The following is a 15,608-nucleotide window of genomic DNA, read 5'->3' as shown; positions in this document are numbered from 1 at the left end:
CCTGATATACTGGCGTGAGGATTCTGCCAGGAAAAGATAAATGGAACAGGCGCATACCCGGTTAATTAGCCAGCTTGTTGAACGGATTGCGGCGTCGGATAACGCGCCGCTCTATCTGAAGTTTGCCGACACGATCAAGGATGCCGTGCGCAGCGGCTGGCTGGAAAATGGCAATATTCTTCCCGGTGAACGCGATCTCAGCCAGCTGACCGGCGTATCGCGCATCACCGTACGCAAAGCGCTCCAGCTGCTGGAAGACGAGGGCGTGGTGACCCGCTCGCGGGGTTACGGGACACAGATTAACAATATCTTTGAATATTCGCTGAAAGAAGCGCGCGGTTTTACTCAGCAGGTGGTGTTACGCGGTAAGAAGCCGGATACGCTGTGGGTGAACAAACGCGTGGTCAAATGTCCGGAAGAGGTTGCCCAGCAGCTGGCAATCGCCGCGGGCAGCGATGTGTTTATGCTCAAACGCATTCGCTATGTTGATGAGGACGCGGTCTCGCTCGAAGAGTCCTGGGTGCCTGCGCATCTGATCCATGACGTCGATGCGATCAGCGTCTCGCTGTATGACTACTTTCGCAGCCAGCAGATTCTGCCGCAGCGCACCCGCTCGCGCGTCAGCGCCCGGATGCCGGACGCCGAATTTCAGTCGCATATTAAGATGGACAGCGCCATCCCGGTGCTGGTTATCAAGCAGGTTGCCCTCGATCAGTACCAGCAGCCCATCGAATACAGCATCAGCTATTGCCGCAGCGACCTATACGTTTTTGTGTGCGAGGAGTAGCGCTTCGCGGTGCGGGGCGCAATCGCCGCCGCGATGACCCACGACCCAGGCGGCGACGGCATTACCCAGCGTAACCGCTTCCCCCAGGCTCCAGCCAGCGGCCAGCCCGGCAAGCGTACCGCCGGCATGACTGTCCCCGGCGCCGATCGTATCGACGACCTCGGTCGGAAAAGGGGCGGCTAGGCCGCTCTCCTGCGGGCTGAAATAGCAGGCGCCTTCTTTATCCAGACGCACGATCAGCGGGGCGGCATATTTGTTCAGCCAGGCGGCGCCAAATGCGCTGACCTCGGGCGAGAATCCGTGCGCTTCGGCCGCGATGGCGGCCTCCTGGCGATTGACGGACACCAGCGGCTTCAGGGCCATCAGGCGTACCATCAGCGTGCCGGGAATATCGGCAATCCGCGGGCCAAAGTCGATAAAGGCGCTTACCTGCGGCTGCCGCTCCAGCCAGCAGACCAGCCGTTCGCCGCTGGCGGATGCCAGCTGATAGCCGGAAAGATAGACCAGGCCGCCGGAGGGGGAATGCAACCGGTCGAGCCACGCATCGCACCACTCATTTTCCACGCCGCTGAAGGACATAAAGGTGCGCTCGCCGTCCGGCTCAACCAGCGCCAGGCACCAGCCGTTGTCGCCGTCCGCCTGGTTGATGACGCTGGTTAATCCCTCTTTGGCGAGGCGCTGGCGGATAATTTCCGCCCACACGCCCTGGCCAATCGGCAGCGCATTTTGCGCGTCGATCCCCAGCCTTTTTAACGCCACGGCGATGTTCAGCGCGCAGCCGCCGACATTGACGCTCTGCTGTTGCAGTTCGATATCGCACCCACGCCAGGGCAGGGCATAGGCGTCGGCAATCACGTCAATCACCGCAGCGCCGAGGACGGTGACCGGACGCTGCGCTTTCAGCACGGCCAGTTTAGCCGTTAACTGTCGGGCATTCATTTCGCCTCCCGCTGCTGGCGATAGTGCATCAGGGCATCGGCGTAGCGCGTGAAGTCCAGCTTGTTGACCTCGTCCAACTGCGCTTTAAACGCGCGATCGATGGCGGAAATTCCGTGTAACGCCCCGCAAATCGCCGTCGCCATGGCCCCGATGGTATCGGTATCGCCGCCCAGATTGGCGCAGAGAATGGCGCAGCGGTTAGGGTCGGTACCGGCCAGTTCCACCATCGCTATCGCGCACGGGACGGATTCAATGGTGCTGGTGCCGGCGCCAATCAGCTGATAAAGCCGCTCGCTGGCGGACTCGGGACCCTCGGCCTCGCGTACGGTGCGGAGCGCCAGCTCAATACGCAGCGCCAGCGAGGCGCTGAAGGTGGTGATCTTCCTTTCCTGTGCGTGGCGCGCCACGGCCGGCAGGGCGTTCACAATCGCTGGCCAGCCGACGCCGTCGATGGCGCGGGAGATAGCCCAGGCGATAACCGTCGCGCCGGCGATGGCTAAATCCGATTTATGCGTCGGGCTGGAGGCCGCGGCCACGTCGCGGATAAATGCATCAAGATTGTCGCCCGGCAGCAGGCAGCCCAGCGGCGAGGCGCGCATCGCCGCGCCGTTGGTCACCCCGTTATTGTCCAGTTCGCTTACCGGTTTGCCGTGGCGAATCGCGTTGAGGGCAATTTTCGATGTCGGTCCTAAGACGTTTTTATTAAATGCATCAAAGCCTTCTGCCCAACGCAGAATATGTCGGCCGATGACATCCGGGACGATTTGCCCGTCGCATTCCATGATGGCGTCGGCGAGGCACAGGGCCATCGAGGTGTCATCGGTAAACTCCGCCTCGGCAAAGTAGCAGGCGGCGTTATTCTCCGCCGGGCCCGGCAGGAAGCGGTCGATCCAGACAAAATGGGCTTTCACCCGTGTTCGTGGCCATAGTTCCGACGGCATACCCATCGCATCCCCTAACGCCTGCCCGTAAAGAGCACCGAGAATACGTTCTGCTTTCATTTCACTTCCCCTTGTTTAAGCTCAGCATGTTCTGTATCGACGTCGATGGTCGTAATCTCTTTGTCCGATTCGCGGAAAAACACCATGAACAGCACGGCGATAATCGCAATCATGATCGCGCCGAATGTCCACATGCCCGCCCAGTTGAAGGTGAGTCCGTTGACCGGTTGCGAATAGGCGAACATTTTTTCCATCATCACGCCGCCGAGGCGGTAGCCGAGCAGGCTGCCAAAGCCCTGGCAGCAGAGCGTAATCAGCCCCTGGGCCGCATTGCGCATCGATACCGGCGCTTTCTTATCGACGTAGATATAGGCGGTAACGTAGTAAAAATCGTAGCTGACGCCGTGCAGCAGAATACCGAGGAACATCAGCGTATAGGTGAAATAGTTCTCCGCGCCGCCGAAGACAAAAAAGCCGTAGCGAATGGCGGCGGTAATCAGACCAAGCAACAGAACCTTTTTAATACCAAAGCGTTTGGTAAAGAACGGCAGAGCCAGCATAAAGAAGATTTCAGAGAACTGGCCGAGGGTCATCCATCCGGTGGCGTGCTTCATGCCGGCTTCGGTGAGGTAGCCGTTGGCGAAGATGTAATAGAAGGCCAGGGGCATGGCAAACAGGAAAGAGCAGAAGAAAAAGACGAGGAAGTTTTTGTCGCGCAGCAGGATGAGCGCATCCAGCCCCAGCATCACTTTCAGGTCCAGTTTTCCACGGCTTTTCGGCGGTGTGTCCGGCAGGAACAGGGCAAAGACGCCGAGCAGCGCCGAGCTGCCAGCGGCAATCAGCAGCGGGACGTTGGTGGGCGAAATATCGCTCAGACCGAACATCTGCGGTAAAAATCCGCACACCAGGCCGGAGCCGATCCAGCCGATGGTCCCCATTACCCGGATCCGCGGGAAATCGCGCTCAACGTCCGCCACGTTAGAAAAGGCGATGCCGTTGGTCAGCGCGATGGTCGGCATGTAGGTTAACGAGTAGGCGAGCAGGAGCGGGAAGAAACCGGCGAAGGTCGTCTGCTGCGCGGCGAAGTACATCAATATCGCCCCGGCGAACATCAGTACCGCCAGCACTCTCTGCGCGGAAAAGAAACGGTCGGTCAGCGAGCCCACCAGGATCGGCGAAACAATCGCTGCGATGGCGGTACAGGCGTAGGACCAGCCGATCTCACCGGCGCTGAAGCCGCTTTTGCTCAGCCACAGCCAGAGGGGGACAAACCAGGCTCCCCAGATAAACCATTCAACGAACATCATGAACGACAGCTTTGCTGTAGTTTTCATCTTTAGATCCTTCATGACAGGTAGGGTACGCCTTTAAGATACCATTTGATAATACCTTTAAAATACCTTTGAGCGGTTTTTTTGAACAGGCTAACACTTTTTGTTCCTGAATCGTGCCAGCTGAAATGGCTGAAAAATGCGGTTCAGGCTGGAAAATATGCTAAGACGGTACCAGGCTTAACCTGCCCAAATAAGTGGGTCAGGAAAATACATGCCGGCTGCGGCCGGTACTTACGGGAGCATAGCTATGACTGATATTACGCAGTTGCTTGGCAAAGATGCCGACAGCCTTTTACAGCACCGTTGTATGACCATTCCAGCCGACCAGCTTTATCTGCCGGGGGCGGATTACGTTGACCGGGTGATGGTGGATAACAATCGTCCGCCGGCGGTGCTGCGTAATATGCAGACCCTGTACAATACGGGGCGCCTGGCCGGAACCGGATACCTCTCCATCCTGCCGGTAGACCAGGGCGTGGAACACTCGGCAGGGGCCTCTTTTGCCGCCAACCCGCTCTACTTTGATCCGAAAAATATCGTCGAACTGGCTATCGAAGCCGGTTGTAACTGCGTCGCGTCCACCTATGGCGTGCTGGCCTCGGTATCGCGGCGTTATGCGCACCGCATTCCCTTCCTCGTGAAGCTCAATCATAACGAGACGCTGAGTTACCCGAACACCTTCGACCAGACGCTGTACGCCAGCGTTGAGCAGGCCTTTAATATGGGCGCGGTGGCGGTAGGGGCGACTATCTATTTCGGTTCGCAAGAGTCGCGTCGGCAGATTGAAGAGATCTCCGCGGCGTTCGAACGCGCGCATGAACTGGGGCTGGTGACGGTGCTGTGGGCCTATCTGCGCAACCCGGCGTTTAAGAAAGATGGCGTCGATTATCATGTGTCGGCCGATTTAACCGGCCAGGCTAACCATCTGGCGGCCACCATCGGCGCCGATATCGTCAAGCAGAAAATGGCGGAAAATAACGGCGGCTACAAGGCGGTGAACTTTGGTTATACCGACGACCGCGTCTATAGCAAGCTGACTTCGGAGAACCCTATCGATCTGGTGCGTTATCAGCTGGCGAACTGCTATATGGGGCGCGCCGGGTTGATTAACTCCGGTGGCGCGGCGGGCGGTGAAACTGACCTGTCGGATGCCGTACGTACCGCGGTTATCAATAAGCGCGCGGGCGGGATGGGGCTGATTCTCGGTCGTAAAGCGTTTAAAAAATCGATGAGCGACGGCGTGAAGTTGATCAATGCCGTTCAGGATGTATACCTCGACGGTAAAGTGACGATTGCCTGATCCTCAATGCGGTGACGCAAACCCCTCTCTGTCGGGAGGGGTTTCATTGGTCAAAGAGTGGGGAAGAGCCGCGGGTTGCTACTGCCGAATCAACCGGGCGACCTGTTGTAACGCCAGATAAGCCTCGTAGCGACGCTGATGCAGCGGCTGATATTGCGTTGTACAGCGGTAGGTTTTGTCCACCCGGGTCAATTGTTGCATGGCCTCCGGCAGCGAGGCGGAAACCCGGCCAGCCACGGCGCCAAGAATGGCCGAACCTAACAGCACCGGTTCGCTGCATTCGGTGCTGACAACCGTCATCCCGCAGGTATCGGCCAGCAGCTGACGCACCAGTGGATGCTGCCCCGCGCCGCCGCTGATGACGATATTCTCGCTGTTAATCCCGCAGGCCTGTTGCGCGTCAACAATCTGCCGCAGGCCGTAGCCGATACCGCATAATCCCGCGACGTAGAGCGCCAGCAGATTATCCAGATCGCGCTCCATGCCTAATCCGGCAATCAGCGCTTTGGCATCAGGGTCCGCCAGCGGCGCGCGGTTGCCTGAGAACTCCGGCACCACGTGCAGTCCGGCGGCGAGTCCGGCGGCTTCGGACGGGGTCGCCACCTGAGCCAGCACCCTATCGGCGAGATAGACCGGTAGCGGCACGCCCGCTTCCTGCGCCAGCTCGCGCGCCTGCGCGGCGGCAGGATGGAAACTTAACAGCTGGTCGATGGCGGCGCCAGCCGCGCTTTGCCCGCCTTCGCTCAGCCACAGGCCCGGTACCATAGCGGAATAGTAAGGCCCCCAGACGCCGGGCACGAAGACGGCGTCTGGCGTGGTGGTCATGGTGCAGGAGGAGGTGCCGAAAACATAGGCCATATTACTCACCGCGCCATTGAGAACCCCGACCGTGCCGATGCCGCCAGCGTGAGCGTCAATCATGCCCACCGCCACGGGGGTACCGACCGGCAGGCCCATCTCGTGCGCCGCTTGCGCGCAAAGACCCTCGCCGCACGGCGTTCCCGGATCGACAATACGCTGGCCAATGCGCGCAAAATCATCCTCGGCCAGATCTCCCAGACCAATCTGCCGGAAGTAGCCGGCATCCCAGCGCTGCTCATGGGCCAGGTAAGTCCATTTGCAGGTGACGGTACACACCGAACGCGCCAGATCGCCGGTGGCGCGCCAGGTCAGGTAATCGGCAAGGTCGAAAAAGTGGCGCGCCTGCTCATAGATATGCGGGCGGTTCTCCTTAAGCCAGAGGATTTTCGGCGTTTCCATCTCCGGCGAAATCCTGCCGCCGACGTACCGCAATACGGCATGTCCGGTGGCGTTAATCTGCTCCGCCTGGCCGATGGCGCGGTGATCCATCCAGACGATGATGTTGCGGTCCGGATCGTCGGAAGGCCCGACCGCCAGCGGTTCTCCGTTTTCGCCGACCACGACGAGCGAGCAGGTGGCGTCGAAACCCATCCCGGCGACCGACTCCGGCGGCATGCCGGAGCGCGCCACGGCGGTTTTTATGCAGGCGCAGACCGCCTGCCAAATCTCGCGGCTGGATTGTTCCACCTGATTGCCAGCGCTGCGAAACAGGGTGATGTCCCGCGTGGCATGGGCGAGCAGCTGGCCCTGAAGGTTGAAGATGCCGGCGCGCACGCTGCCGGAGCCGACATCGACGCCAATAATGGTTTGGGTATCGTCATTCATAAAGCCGTCCTTAAGCCTCCCGGGTTGCACCATCACAGATCGACGCTGTTAGGCAGGATAACGAGATCGCGTACGGTGACGTTTTTTGAGCGCGTCACCATAAACAGGACCGACTCCGCAACTTCAATCGGCTGCATCAGGCTGCCGTTAGCCAGCGCCTCTTCCATTTTCTCTTTCGGCCAGTCGTCAAGCAGGGCGGTCACCACCGGGCCCGGTAAGACGGCGCCGACGCGCACCCCGTGCTGGGAAACCTGGCGGCGGGTGGTGTGCACAAACGCCTGCACGGCGAATTTTGAGGCGGTGTAAATCGGTTCCCAGATGACCGGCACGACGCCGGCGATGGAGCTGGTAAAAATGATGTCGCCGGATTTTTGCGCAATCATGTGCGGGAGTACGCTGCGCACACAGCGGAAGGCGGCATTGGTGTTGAGATGCAGAACGCGATCCCAGACGTCCGGGTCGCCTTCGGCCACCGGCCCGCCGATGTAGGCACCGGCGTTAGCGTGGAAAATATCCAGTCGCCCGGCGAGATGGAGAATGCCGGTCAGAAGATTATCGACCTGATCGCCCTGCATTAAATCCACCTGCAGCGCGAAGGCGTTTTCGCCGAGTTCAGCCACAATCTTCGTGAGTTTTTCGCCTTCCCGGTCGATCAGCACCACTTTGGCGCCCGCCGCGAGCAGGGTTCTGGCGCATTCGAGGCCGATACCGGATGCCGCACCGGTGACAGCGGCGACTTTACCATTGAGAGAAGTATTCATAGAGGATACAGAGTGGTTCATTTTATAATCCTTCATTGAGTCTGTTTGGTCAGTCGATCTGGTCCTCGATAAGCATGGGCCAGCATTGATGTTGTGCATGAAAAATTTTAAGGTTTTGAATAAAAGCGTTATTTATAAATACGCGCTGCCAATTGAGCGCTGAGTAACGTCATTCGCCATGGAGCACAATGGTTGCTCAATCGATGAAGCTAATGTTGCGCCAGCTCCATCGATTGAGCAAGTGGGGAAATTAACAGCGAAATGAATTTGTGACGCAAGTTGGGAAAATGAAAAAAATCACTATCTACGATCTGGCGGAAATGTCCGGCGTTTCGGCCAGCGCGGTCAGTGCTATCCTCAATGGCAACTGGAAAAAGCGGCGCATCAGCGCCAGACTGGCGGAAAAAGTGACGCGGATCGCTGAAGAGCAGGGCTACGCGATAAATCGCCAGGCCAGCATGCTGCGCAGTAAAAAATCGCATGTGATCGGCATGATTGTTCCCAAATACGACAACCGTTACTTCGGCTCCGTTGCGGAAAACTTTGAAGAGATGGCGCGCGAGCGCGGCCTGCTGCCGATTATCACCTGTACCCGCCGTCGCCCTGAGCTGGAAATCGAAGCGGTGAAGGCGATGCTCTCATGGCAGGTGGATTGGGTGGTGGCGACCGGGGCGACGAACCCGGATAAAATTACCGAGCTGTGTCAGCAGGCGGGGGTGCCTACCGTGAATCTCGATCTGCCGGGGACGCTTGCGCCGTCGGTTATCTCGGACAACTACGCCGGCGCCCGAGCGCTGACGGATAAGATCCTCGACAACAGCGTCGGGCGTCACGGCAGGCTGGCGCCGCTGATCTTCGTCGGCGGGCGCGGCAGCGACCACAATACCCTCGAACGTCTGCGCGGTTTTCGCGACGCGCACCAGGCGCGGGGTCTGAGCGTTCCCGATGAGAACGTGCTGGCTCCCGGCTATTCAAAGGGCAAAGTCGAGGCCTGTATGCAGGCCCGGTTCAGCACCCCGGAAGAACATCTGCAGGGGTTCTTCGTTAACTCGACGATTTCGCTGGAAGGGGTGGTCAGATGGCTGGCGCAGCAGGGATTAACCGGTACCGGACAGCCGCCGATGGGCTGCTTCGACTGGGACCCGTTTGTCTATCTTCTCGGCCACGACATCGATATGGTGCAGCAGAATGTCCCGGCGATGCTCGAGGCGGTGTTCAGCATTATTGACGCCGGTGAAGCCCGACAACAGCGGGTCGAGATCCCGCCGCTGCTGATCGGTAGCCGTGAACACCTCTGAGTCGTTGAGCGCGGCGGCAGCGAGAACCGCCGTCGGCATCAATAAAGCGGCCGAGAATTTCGCCAATTCCGCCCTGGGCCATCGCTCGTTACCGGAACTGCTGCACACGCGCTCTGAGTCTGCTCTGGTCCTCGGATAACGACCTTATCGGTGAGCACAGAAGCCCTGGAGATGGAAACGGTCTTTTTCTCTCTTCGTTCTGCGCTCACTTTCCTCCTGGTATTATTTCAGCAGCGCGCAGTCCGGCGGCAGGCGGCAGCGCAGGGCGCCCGGGAGAATTTCCATCCGGAAATGTTTACCGCTCAGCGGCTCGCCATCAAGGTTAAAGGTCATCTCGTGCGGCGCGGTGATTTCAAACCACGACGACACGCCGTCCACCAGGTTAGGGGAGTTGTCGGGGTCCGCCAGGGTAGTAAACAGCGCGGGGAGCAGCTCTTCGCCGGTAAAAACCCGCAAATGCAGCAGTCCGTCGTTAATCAGGGCCTGCGGGCAAAGCTGCTGACCGCCGCCGGCCTGACGACCGTTGCCGATACCAATAACCAGCGCGTTTCCGCTCCAGCTAAAGTTCTCGCCGCGAATTTCGCAGCGGTCGGGTTTCAGAGCGTCCATACGCATCAGGCCATGAATCAGGTAGGAGACGCCGCCCAGCGCGGCTTTAAGTTTCTCCGGCGTTTCGGTGGTAATCCGGGTACCGAAGCCGCCGGTCGCCATGTTAATAAAGCCGGTTTTATCATTCACCCGCGCCACGTCGATGGCGATATCGCGGCCGACAATCGCCAGCTTGAGGGCACTGGCGAGATCTTGCGGGATCCCGACGCTGGTGGCGAAATCATTGGCGGTACCCAGCGGCAGGATGCCGAGCGCTACCTGACTTTCACGCTGGACCAGCGCCGTGGCGACTTCATTGATGGTGCCATCGCCGCCGCCGGCAATCACCGTCCCCACCTTAATCTGTAGCGCTTCATCGACAAACCGGGCGGCATCGCCTTTTTCCCAGGTCACCCGGACATGGATGTCGACGCCTTCCTCGCGCAACAGCGCGATCGCTTCGCGAAGCTGCGGCTCGTTAGCTCCTTTGCCATTGAGAATCAGTAAGCTGGCTGGAAACACAGGCATAGTTATGGCTTCCTTTTTGTACAAGATGCAGAAAGTGTACCCTATGACAGCGAGGATGGATATTTTGTAAAGCCGGGCGGCGGCGAGAAAGGGGGCTTACAAAGCGGGGGGTAAAAAAATAAGCCCGCGTAAGGGAGATTACGCAGGCTAAGGAGGTGGTTCCTGGTACAGCTAGCATTTATGGGTTATGTTTTTCAGCAAGATGGATGATACCCACTTCAAACGAAACGGTGTGTGATCCGTTTCTAATATCCGCGCATCCTGAAAAAATAACCCTGATAAACTAGTTGCCGTGCGGGTTTCTGGTCGTCTGACCCGTAAAGTTGCGCATCAGCAGGGCATACTGCAGCGCCATCTCTTCCGGCACAGGCAACCATACGGTGTAGCCATCGCCAGGGGCGACCGGCATCGCCTCGCCTTTAGCATTCACCATATGTTCAAGGGTGAAGTTCACGTTGCCCTGCGGGGTCATCAGCTCAAGGCTGTTGCCGACGGAAAACTTATTCTTCACTGCCACGGCGGCCAGCTGGCCGTTGCGCTCGCCGGTAAATTCGCCGACAAACTGCTGGCGCTCGGAGAGAGAGTAACCGTACTCGTAGTTCTGGTAATCGTCATGGGTATGACGGCGCAGGAAACCTTCGGTGTAGCCGCGGTGGGCCAGCCCTTCCAGCGTTTCCAGCAGGCTCTCGTCAAACGGTTTGCCCGCCGCGGCGTCATCGATAGCCTTGCGGTAAACCTGGGCGGTGCGCGCGCAGTAATAGAACGATTTCGTGCGGCCTTCGATTTTCAGCGAGTGCACGCCCATCTGCGTCAGACGCTCGACGTGCGCAATGGCGCGCAGGTCTTTGGAGTTCATGATGTAGGTGCCGTGCTCATCTTCGAAGGCGGTCATGTATTCGCCCGGCCGTTTGGCCTCTTCAATCATAAACACCCGGTCGGTTGGCGCGCCGACCCCCAGCGTCGGTTCAACGGTCTTGACCGGAATCGGCTCATGCTGGTGGACGATATTGCCAACAATATCTTCTTTGCCTTCCTGGACGTTATATTCCCAGCGGCAGGCATTGGTGCAGGTGCCCTGGTTCGGGTCGCGTTTGTTGATATAGCCCGAGAGCAGGCAGCGGCCGGAATAGGCCATGCACAGCGCGCCGTGGACGAAAATCTCAAGTTCCATCTCCGGCACCTGGCTGCGGATTTCGCCGATTTCGTCCAGCGACAGTTCGCGGGAAAGAATGACCCGGCTCAGCCCCATCTGCTGCCAGAATTTAACGGTCGCCCAGTTAACGGCGTTGGCCTGTACCGACAGATGAATCTGCATATCGGGGAAGTTTTCCCGTACCAGCATGATCAAACCCGGATCGGACATAATCAGCGCGTCCGGCCCCATATCCACCACCGGCTTTAGATCGCGAATGAAGGTTTTCAGCTTGGCGTTGTGCGGCGCAATGTTGACCACCACGTAGAATTTTTTCCCCAGCTGATGGGCTTCATTGATGCCCAGCTGCAGGTTTTCATGGTTGAATTCGTTGTTGCGCACGCGCAGAGAGTAACGCGGCTGGCCAGCATAAACGGCATCTGCGCCATAAGCGAAGGCGTAACGCATATTTTTCAGCGTTCCCGCCGGGGAAAGGAGTTCCGGTTTAAACATGATGTTCTCGTTCTGATGACAGGTCAGATTCGCCACACCCGATGCGGCGACTTGGGGAAGCACCGTTAGAACAGTGCCCACACATTAAGGGCGGGCATTGTAGCGCTGTGGGTCAGGAGAGTAAACCTTCCCCTGAGCCCAATCTTGCCTTGCGCAACGAGGAGGGGTTACGCCAGGCGACAGGCGTCGGCTTCCCAGCGGTAGCCAACGCCGTACACCGCGCGGATAAAGGACTGCTCAGCGTCCAGCGACTCCAGCTTACGCCGCAGATTTTTGATATGGCTGTCGATAGTCCTGTCGGTCACCACCCGATAGTCATCGTACAGGTGATTGAGCAGCTGCTCGCGCGAGAAAACTTTGCCCGGCTCCTGCGACAGGGTTTTCAGCAGACGAAACTCGGCGGGGGTCAGATCCAGCAGCTTATCGCGCCATGAGGCCTGAAAACGGCCCTCATCGACAATCAGCGGGCTTTCCGCATCCAGCGCCAGCAGATCCCGGCGCGGCCGGCAGCGGCGGAGGATCGTTTTCACCCTCGCGACGACTTCGCGCGGGCTGTAGGGCTTGCAGATATAATCGTCGGCGCCGATCTCCAGCCCAAGCAGCCGATCGATCTCCTCGATTTTCGCCGTCACCATCACCACCGGAACGTCGGAAAAGCGACGGATCTCCCGGCACAGCGTCAGGCCATCGGTTCCCGGCAGCATCAGATCTAACAAGATCAAATGTGGCGGGGTCTGGCGAACGTAAGGCAGGACCTTGTCGCCATGATTAATCAGCGTTGGCACATACCCTGCGGCGAACAGATAGTCGAGCAGCAATTGACCCAGTTTGGGCTCATCTTCCACGACAAGAATGCGCGGGGTATTTTCATCAACAGGTAATTCGCTCATAGGTCTCTCGGTGTATCACGTTCCAGAGGTAACTCTACTTTAATGCTAACCCCGCCAAATGGCGAATGGTCGGCTCGTAAGGTGCCGCCGTGGGCAGCTACGATGTTGAGACAAATGGCCAGCCCCAGCCCGGAGCCGCCGCTGGCGCGGTTACGCGAACCTTCGGCACGATAAAAGCGCTCACACAGTCGTTCCAGCTGTTGGTCGCTGACGCCCGGGGCGCTGTCGGCAAAATCGAGGGTGATGCGACGGCCTTTCTGGCTGGCGCTGATCAACAGACGTCCGCCGCTATCGGTATAGCGGAGGCTGTTTTCCAGCAGGTTGTTAAAAAGCTGCATCAGGCGATCGGCGTCGCCAAATACCGTCGCGTTTTCCGGCAGCGAAACGGCGATGGTCAGCCCCCGGCTGGCAAAGCGTTCGCGGAAGGCGCCCGCGGCGACTTCCAGCAGCGTAATGATATCCACGGCGGTTTTTTGATAGGCCAGGGCGCCTTCATCGGACATCGAGAGCTGGTGCAGATCGTCGACCAGTTTGGTCAGGGTGGCGACCTCCGCCTGCAGCGAAGTGACGGAGTCCGGGGTGAATTTGCGCACGCCATCCTGAATGGCTTCCAGTTCGCCGCGCAGTACCGCCAGCGGGGTCCGCAGCTCATGAGAAATATCCGCCATCAGGTCGCGGCGCATTTGCTGGTTGCGTTCCAGGGTGCTGGCGAGCTGGTTAAAATCCTGCGCCAGACGGCCGAGTTCATCGCCGCTGCTCACCGCCACGCGGGTGGTGAAATCCCCCGCCGCCAGGCGGTGGGTGCCTTCGACCAGACGTTTTACCGGCGCCAGCAGGCCGCGCGCCAGCGGGAAAGTCGCCAGCGCAGCAAGGATCGTCGCCAGGGCAACAATCAGCCAGCTGGTGCGCTTTTGCTGACGGTCGAAATTAATGTCGGTATTGCGCGTCAGACGCTCGACCGGTGAAGCGATAACCTCGCCCACCGACACGCCGTTAACCATAATATTGCGTCGGCTGCCGTCTTCAGGCACCCGTTCGCGCGGGCCAACCAGGACGCGTCCTTGCTGATCAACGACCCAGAAAAGCGTGCGCCAGCCGTGCGGGGGCATATCCGCGCCGGGGCCGCGCGGGCCGTCCGGCGGCGGACCATCGGGCGGGGGACCTTCGGCGCCGGGGTGGCCGCCAGGGGTGCTGGCGGAATTTATTTTGTGCCCGCCGGGTAAACGATCGTCGTTATCGCGTTCGAACGATTTTAATAGCTGGAAAATAAAGCGATCGTTATTGCGCAGAAATTTCCAGTTGCCATGCAGGGCATACTGCTCGCTCAGCGCATCGCCCAGCATCGTCAGCCGCTGTTCATTGCCGCGCTTGATATAATCGATAAATCCGCGTTCAAAGCTGATGCGCACCGCCCAGTGCATGCTGATGAGCAGCACAATGCAGGTGGCCAAAATAGCCAGAAATAGCTTACCGGTAATACCGGGACGCCATAGCTTCATGGCTCACTCCTGTTATGTCGGGCGATAGCGGTATTGCTGTCGGTATCATCCGGAACGCGGGAAAAAATACAGGCCGGTAGCGCAATAATTACCGCCATGCTCAGGTAGGTATAGAGAAAGACCTGATGGGTGGCGGCGGCATCGGCGCTGATATGCTGCTGGCCGAACAGGCCGAGCAATATCCCGGCGAGGGTCACGCCAATACTCATCGACAGCTGCATAACCATCGACAGCATGCTGTTGCCGCTGCTGGCGAGGTCGTCCGGCAGATCTTTCAGCGTCAGGGTGTTCATCGACGAGAAGCGGCTGGAGTTGATCATCCCCTGCATAAACAGCACCACCGGCAGGAGCCAGTACCAGCCCGCCAGGGCGACGGCCATAAACAGCAGGCTAACCAGCGCCAGACCAACGGTCGCCACCATTAAGACGCGGCGGTAGCCAAAGCGGTTCACCACCTGTACCACGATACGTTTCATGCCCATGCTGCCAAGCACCATCGGAATCATCATCATCCCGGCGTGAAACGGCGTAAAGCCGAGACCGATTTGCAGGAATACCGGCGTCATAAAGGGCAACATACCGCTGCCGATGCGTCCGGCAAAGCTGCCGCCGAGCCCGAGGGAGAAGGTGCGATTGCGAAACAACTTCAGGCTGAACAGGGCGTTGTCGTTGCCCCGGGCGTAGTATAAATAGAGCAGAATCGAGGCCACACCGATCGCCACCAGCGCGCCCAGCAGCAGCGGGGAAATCCCCAGCCCTTTTTTACCGTCGAGCGCGAGGGTTAAGGTCGCCATCCCCAGTGCCAGCAGGATAAAGCCAAAAATGTCGAAGCGCCGGGTCTGCAGGGTGTAGTTCGGCATCAGCCACAGGGTGGCGATGGCGCCGATAATGCCTACCGGCAGATTGATTAAGAAAATCCAGTGCCAGGAGGCGTATTCCACCAGCAGGCCGCCGAGAGCCGGGCCAAGCAGCGGCCCAACCTGGCCGGGGAGCGTCACAAAGGTCATGGCCGCCATATACTGGGCGCGCGGCACGATTTTCATCACCGTCAGGCGGCCAACGGGCACCATCATGGCGCCGCCGACGCCCTGCAGTACGCGGGCCAGCACCAGTCGATCGAGGGTTGCGGCCTGGGCGCAAAACAGCGACCCGAGCGTAAACAAAATGATGGCGCTAAAAAAGATATTGCGTACCCCCACCCGGTCCGCCAGCCAGCCGCTGGCGGGCAGCATAATCGCCACCGTCAACACGTAGGAGACGATAACCATATGCATATGCAAGGGGCTCTCGCCAAGGCTTTTGGCCATCGAGGGGAGGGCGGTATTCACGATAGTGGTGTCCAGCGATTGCATAAAGAAGCCGAAAGCCACTATCCATAATTGCCAGCGCACGCTGGAGGGCAGTTCTGTCAT

The 15,608-nt window shown here is 59.0% G+C and carries 13 protein-coding genes; 3 read left to right on the top strand and 10 right to left on the bottom strand.

Features of this window, described 5'->3' with window-relative positions; genetic code table 11:
* The first annotated feature begins 40 nt into the window (after positions 1 to 40).
* Positions 41 to 787 carry a GntR family transcriptional regulator gene (locus tag CWM52_RS17470; RefSeq protein WP_100685259.1) on the top strand — a complete coding sequence of 249 codons (747 nt, stop codon included), beginning with the start codon at positions 41 to 43 and terminating at the stop codon, positions 785 to 787.
* Here CWM52_RS17470 and CWM52_RS17465 read toward each other — a convergent pair.
* From CWM52_RS17465 to CWM52_RS17455, 3 genes are read right to left on the bottom strand one after another with little or no spacing between them, the layout of a single operon-like run.
* The gene (locus CWM52_RS17465) at positions 761 to 1,726 is read right to left on the bottom strand and encodes a PfkB family carbohydrate kinase (protein WP_100685258.1); all 966 of its coding nucleotides are present in this window, start codon (positions 1,724 to 1,726) and stop codon (positions 761 to 763) included. The two genes, CWM52_RS17470 and CWM52_RS17465, sit on opposite strands and share 27 nt — an antisense overlap.
* The gene (locus CWM52_RS17460) at positions 1,723 to 2,727 is read right to left on the bottom strand and encodes an ADP-ribosylglycohydrolase family protein (RefSeq protein ID WP_100685257.1); all 1,005 of its coding nucleotides are present in this window, start codon (positions 2,725 to 2,727) and stop codon (positions 1,723 to 1,725) included. Before CWM52_RS17460 ends, CWM52_RS17465 begins: the two co-directional genes overlap by 4 nt.
* Positions 2,724 to 4,001, bottom strand: coding sequence for a nucleoside permease (locus CWM52_RS17455; RefSeq protein ID WP_100685256.1), 1,278 nt, complete (start codon positions 3,999 to 4,001; stop codon positions 2,724 to 2,726). The genes CWM52_RS17460 and CWM52_RS17455 overlap by 4 nt, the downstream gene beginning before the upstream one ends.
* 247 nt (positions 4,002 to 4,248) lie before the next feature.
* Here CWM52_RS17455 and fbaB point away from each other — a divergent pair, with 247 nt between their 5' ends.
* Entirely contained in the window at positions 4,249 to 5,301 is a 1,053-nt protein-coding gene (fbaB, locus tag CWM52_RS17450; protein ID WP_100685277.1) for a class I fructose-bisphosphate aldolase, read from the top strand.
* 78 nt (positions 5,302 to 5,379) lie between these two features.
* Here fbaB and CWM52_RS17445 read toward each other — a convergent pair whose 3' ends face one another.
* Entirely contained in the window at positions 5,380 to 6,987 is a 1,608-nt protein-coding gene (locus CWM52_RS17445) for an FGGY-family carbohydrate kinase (protein ID WP_100685255.1), read from the bottom strand.
* Positions 6,988 to 7,019: 32 nt separating this feature from the next.
* Complete coding sequence (locus CWM52_RS17440; RefSeq protein WP_165785410.1) at positions 7,020 to 7,769, bottom strand: SDR family oxidoreductase; 750 nt, start codon at positions 7,767 to 7,769, stop codon at positions 7,020 to 7,022.
* A 266-nt stretch (positions 7,770 to 8,035) separates the two neighbouring features.
* Here CWM52_RS17440 and CWM52_RS17435 point away from each other — a divergent pair, with 266 nt between their 5' ends.
* On the top strand, positions 8,036 to 9,046 hold the full coding sequence (locus CWM52_RS17435) for a substrate-binding domain-containing protein (RefSeq protein ID WP_100685253.1): 1,011 nt from the start codon (positions 8,036 to 8,038) through the stop codon (positions 9,044 to 9,046).
* Positions 9,047 to 9,268: 222 nt separating this feature from the next.
* Here the strand turns inward: CWM52_RS17435 and yegS are convergent, their stop codons facing one another.
* From yegS to CWM52_RS17410, 5 genes are all read right to left on the bottom strand, one after another.
* The gene (gene yegS, locus CWM52_RS17430; RefSeq protein WP_100685252.1) at positions 9,269 to 10,162 is read right to left on the bottom strand and encodes a lipid kinase YegS; all 894 of its coding nucleotides are present in this window, start codon (positions 10,160 to 10,162) and stop codon (positions 9,269 to 9,271) included.
* Between the two features lie 283 nt (positions 10,163 to 10,445).
* Positions 10,446 to 11,807 carry a tRNA 5-hydroxyuridine modification protein YegQ gene (gene yegQ, locus CWM52_RS17425; RefSeq protein WP_100685276.1) on the bottom strand — a complete coding sequence of 454 codons (1,362 nt, stop codon included), beginning with the start codon at positions 11,805 to 11,807 and terminating at the stop codon, positions 10,446 to 10,448.
* A 167-nt stretch (positions 11,808 to 11,974) separates the two neighbouring features.
* Positions 11,975 to 12,697: a two-component system response regulator BaeR gene (baeR, locus tag CWM52_RS17420; RefSeq protein WP_100685251.1), complete on the bottom strand. Its 723-nt coding sequence runs from the start codon at positions 12,695 to 12,697 to the stop codon at positions 11,975 to 11,977.
* A complete protein-coding gene (gene baeS / locus CWM52_RS17415; protein WP_100685250.1) occupies positions 12,694 to 14,196 on the bottom strand; it encodes a two-component system sensor histidine kinase BaeS in 1,503 nt (500 codons plus the stop codon). The genes baeR and baeS overlap by 4 nt, the downstream gene beginning before the upstream one ends.
* A complete protein-coding gene (locus CWM52_RS17410) occupies positions 14,193 to 15,608 on the bottom strand; it encodes an MFS transporter (RefSeq protein ID WP_100685249.1) in 1,416 nt (471 codons plus the stop codon). Before CWM52_RS17410 ends, baeS begins: the two co-directional genes overlap by 4 nt.

It is taken from the genome of Raoultella sp. T31 (assembly GCF_002806725.1).
Lineage (GTDB): Bacteria > Pseudomonadota > Gammaproteobacteria > Enterobacterales > Enterobacteriaceae > Klebsiella > Klebsiella electrica.
This window is presented reverse-complemented; position numbering and strand designations above follow the sequence as displayed.

What these genes read in the sequence shown, in the direction of transcription:
- CWM52_RS17470 (WP_100685259.1), top strand. Translation starts at nt 41, where the DNA reads ATGGAACAGGCGCATACCCGGTTAATTAGCCAGCTTGTTGAACGGATT.
- CWM52_RS17465 (WP_100685258.1), bottom strand. Translation starts at nt 1,726, where the DNA reads ATGAATGCCCGACAGTTAACGGCTAAACTGGCCGTGCTGAAAGCGCAG.
- CWM52_RS17460 (WP_100685257.1), bottom strand. Translation starts at nt 2,727, where the DNA reads ATGAAAGCAGAACGTATTCTCGGTGCTCTTTACGGGCAGGCGTTAGGG.
- CWM52_RS17455 (WP_100685256.1), bottom strand. Translation starts at nt 4,001, where the DNA reads ATGAAAACTACAGCAAAGCTGTCGTTCATGATGTTCGTTGAATGGTTT.
- fbaB (WP_100685277.1), top strand. Translation starts at nt 4,249, where the DNA reads ATGACTGATATTACGCAGTTGCTTGGCAAAGATGCCGACAGCCTTTTA.
- CWM52_RS17445 (WP_100685255.1), bottom strand. Translation starts at nt 6,987, where the DNA reads ATGAATGACGATACCCAAACCATTATTGGCGTCGATGTCGGCTCCGGC.
- CWM52_RS17440 (WP_165785410.1), bottom strand. Translation starts at nt 7,769, where the DNA reads ATGAACCACTCTGTATCCTCTATGAATACTTCTCTCAATGGTAAAGTC.
- CWM52_RS17435 (WP_100685253.1), top strand. Translation starts at nt 8,036, where the DNA reads ATGAAAAAAATCACTATCTACGATCTGGCGGAAATGTCCGGCGTTTCG.
- yegS (WP_100685252.1), bottom strand. Translation starts at nt 10,162, where the DNA reads ATGCCTGTGTTTCCAGCCAGCTTACTGATTCTCAATGGCAAAGGAGCT.
- yegQ (WP_100685276.1), bottom strand. Translation starts at nt 11,807, where the DNA reads ATGTTTAAACCGGAACTCCTTTCCCCGGCGGGAACGCTGAAAAATATG.
- baeR (WP_100685251.1), bottom strand. Translation starts at nt 12,697, where the DNA reads ATGAGCGAATTACCTGTTGATGAAAATACCCCGCGCATTCTTGTCGTG.
- baeS (WP_100685250.1), bottom strand. Translation starts at nt 14,196, where the DNA reads ATGAAGCTATGGCGTCCCGGTATTACCGGTAAGCTATTTCTGGCTATT.
- CWM52_RS17410 (WP_100685249.1), bottom strand. Translation starts at nt 15,608, where the DNA reads ATGACAGAACTGCCCTCCAGCGTGCGCTGGCAATTATGGATAGTGGCT.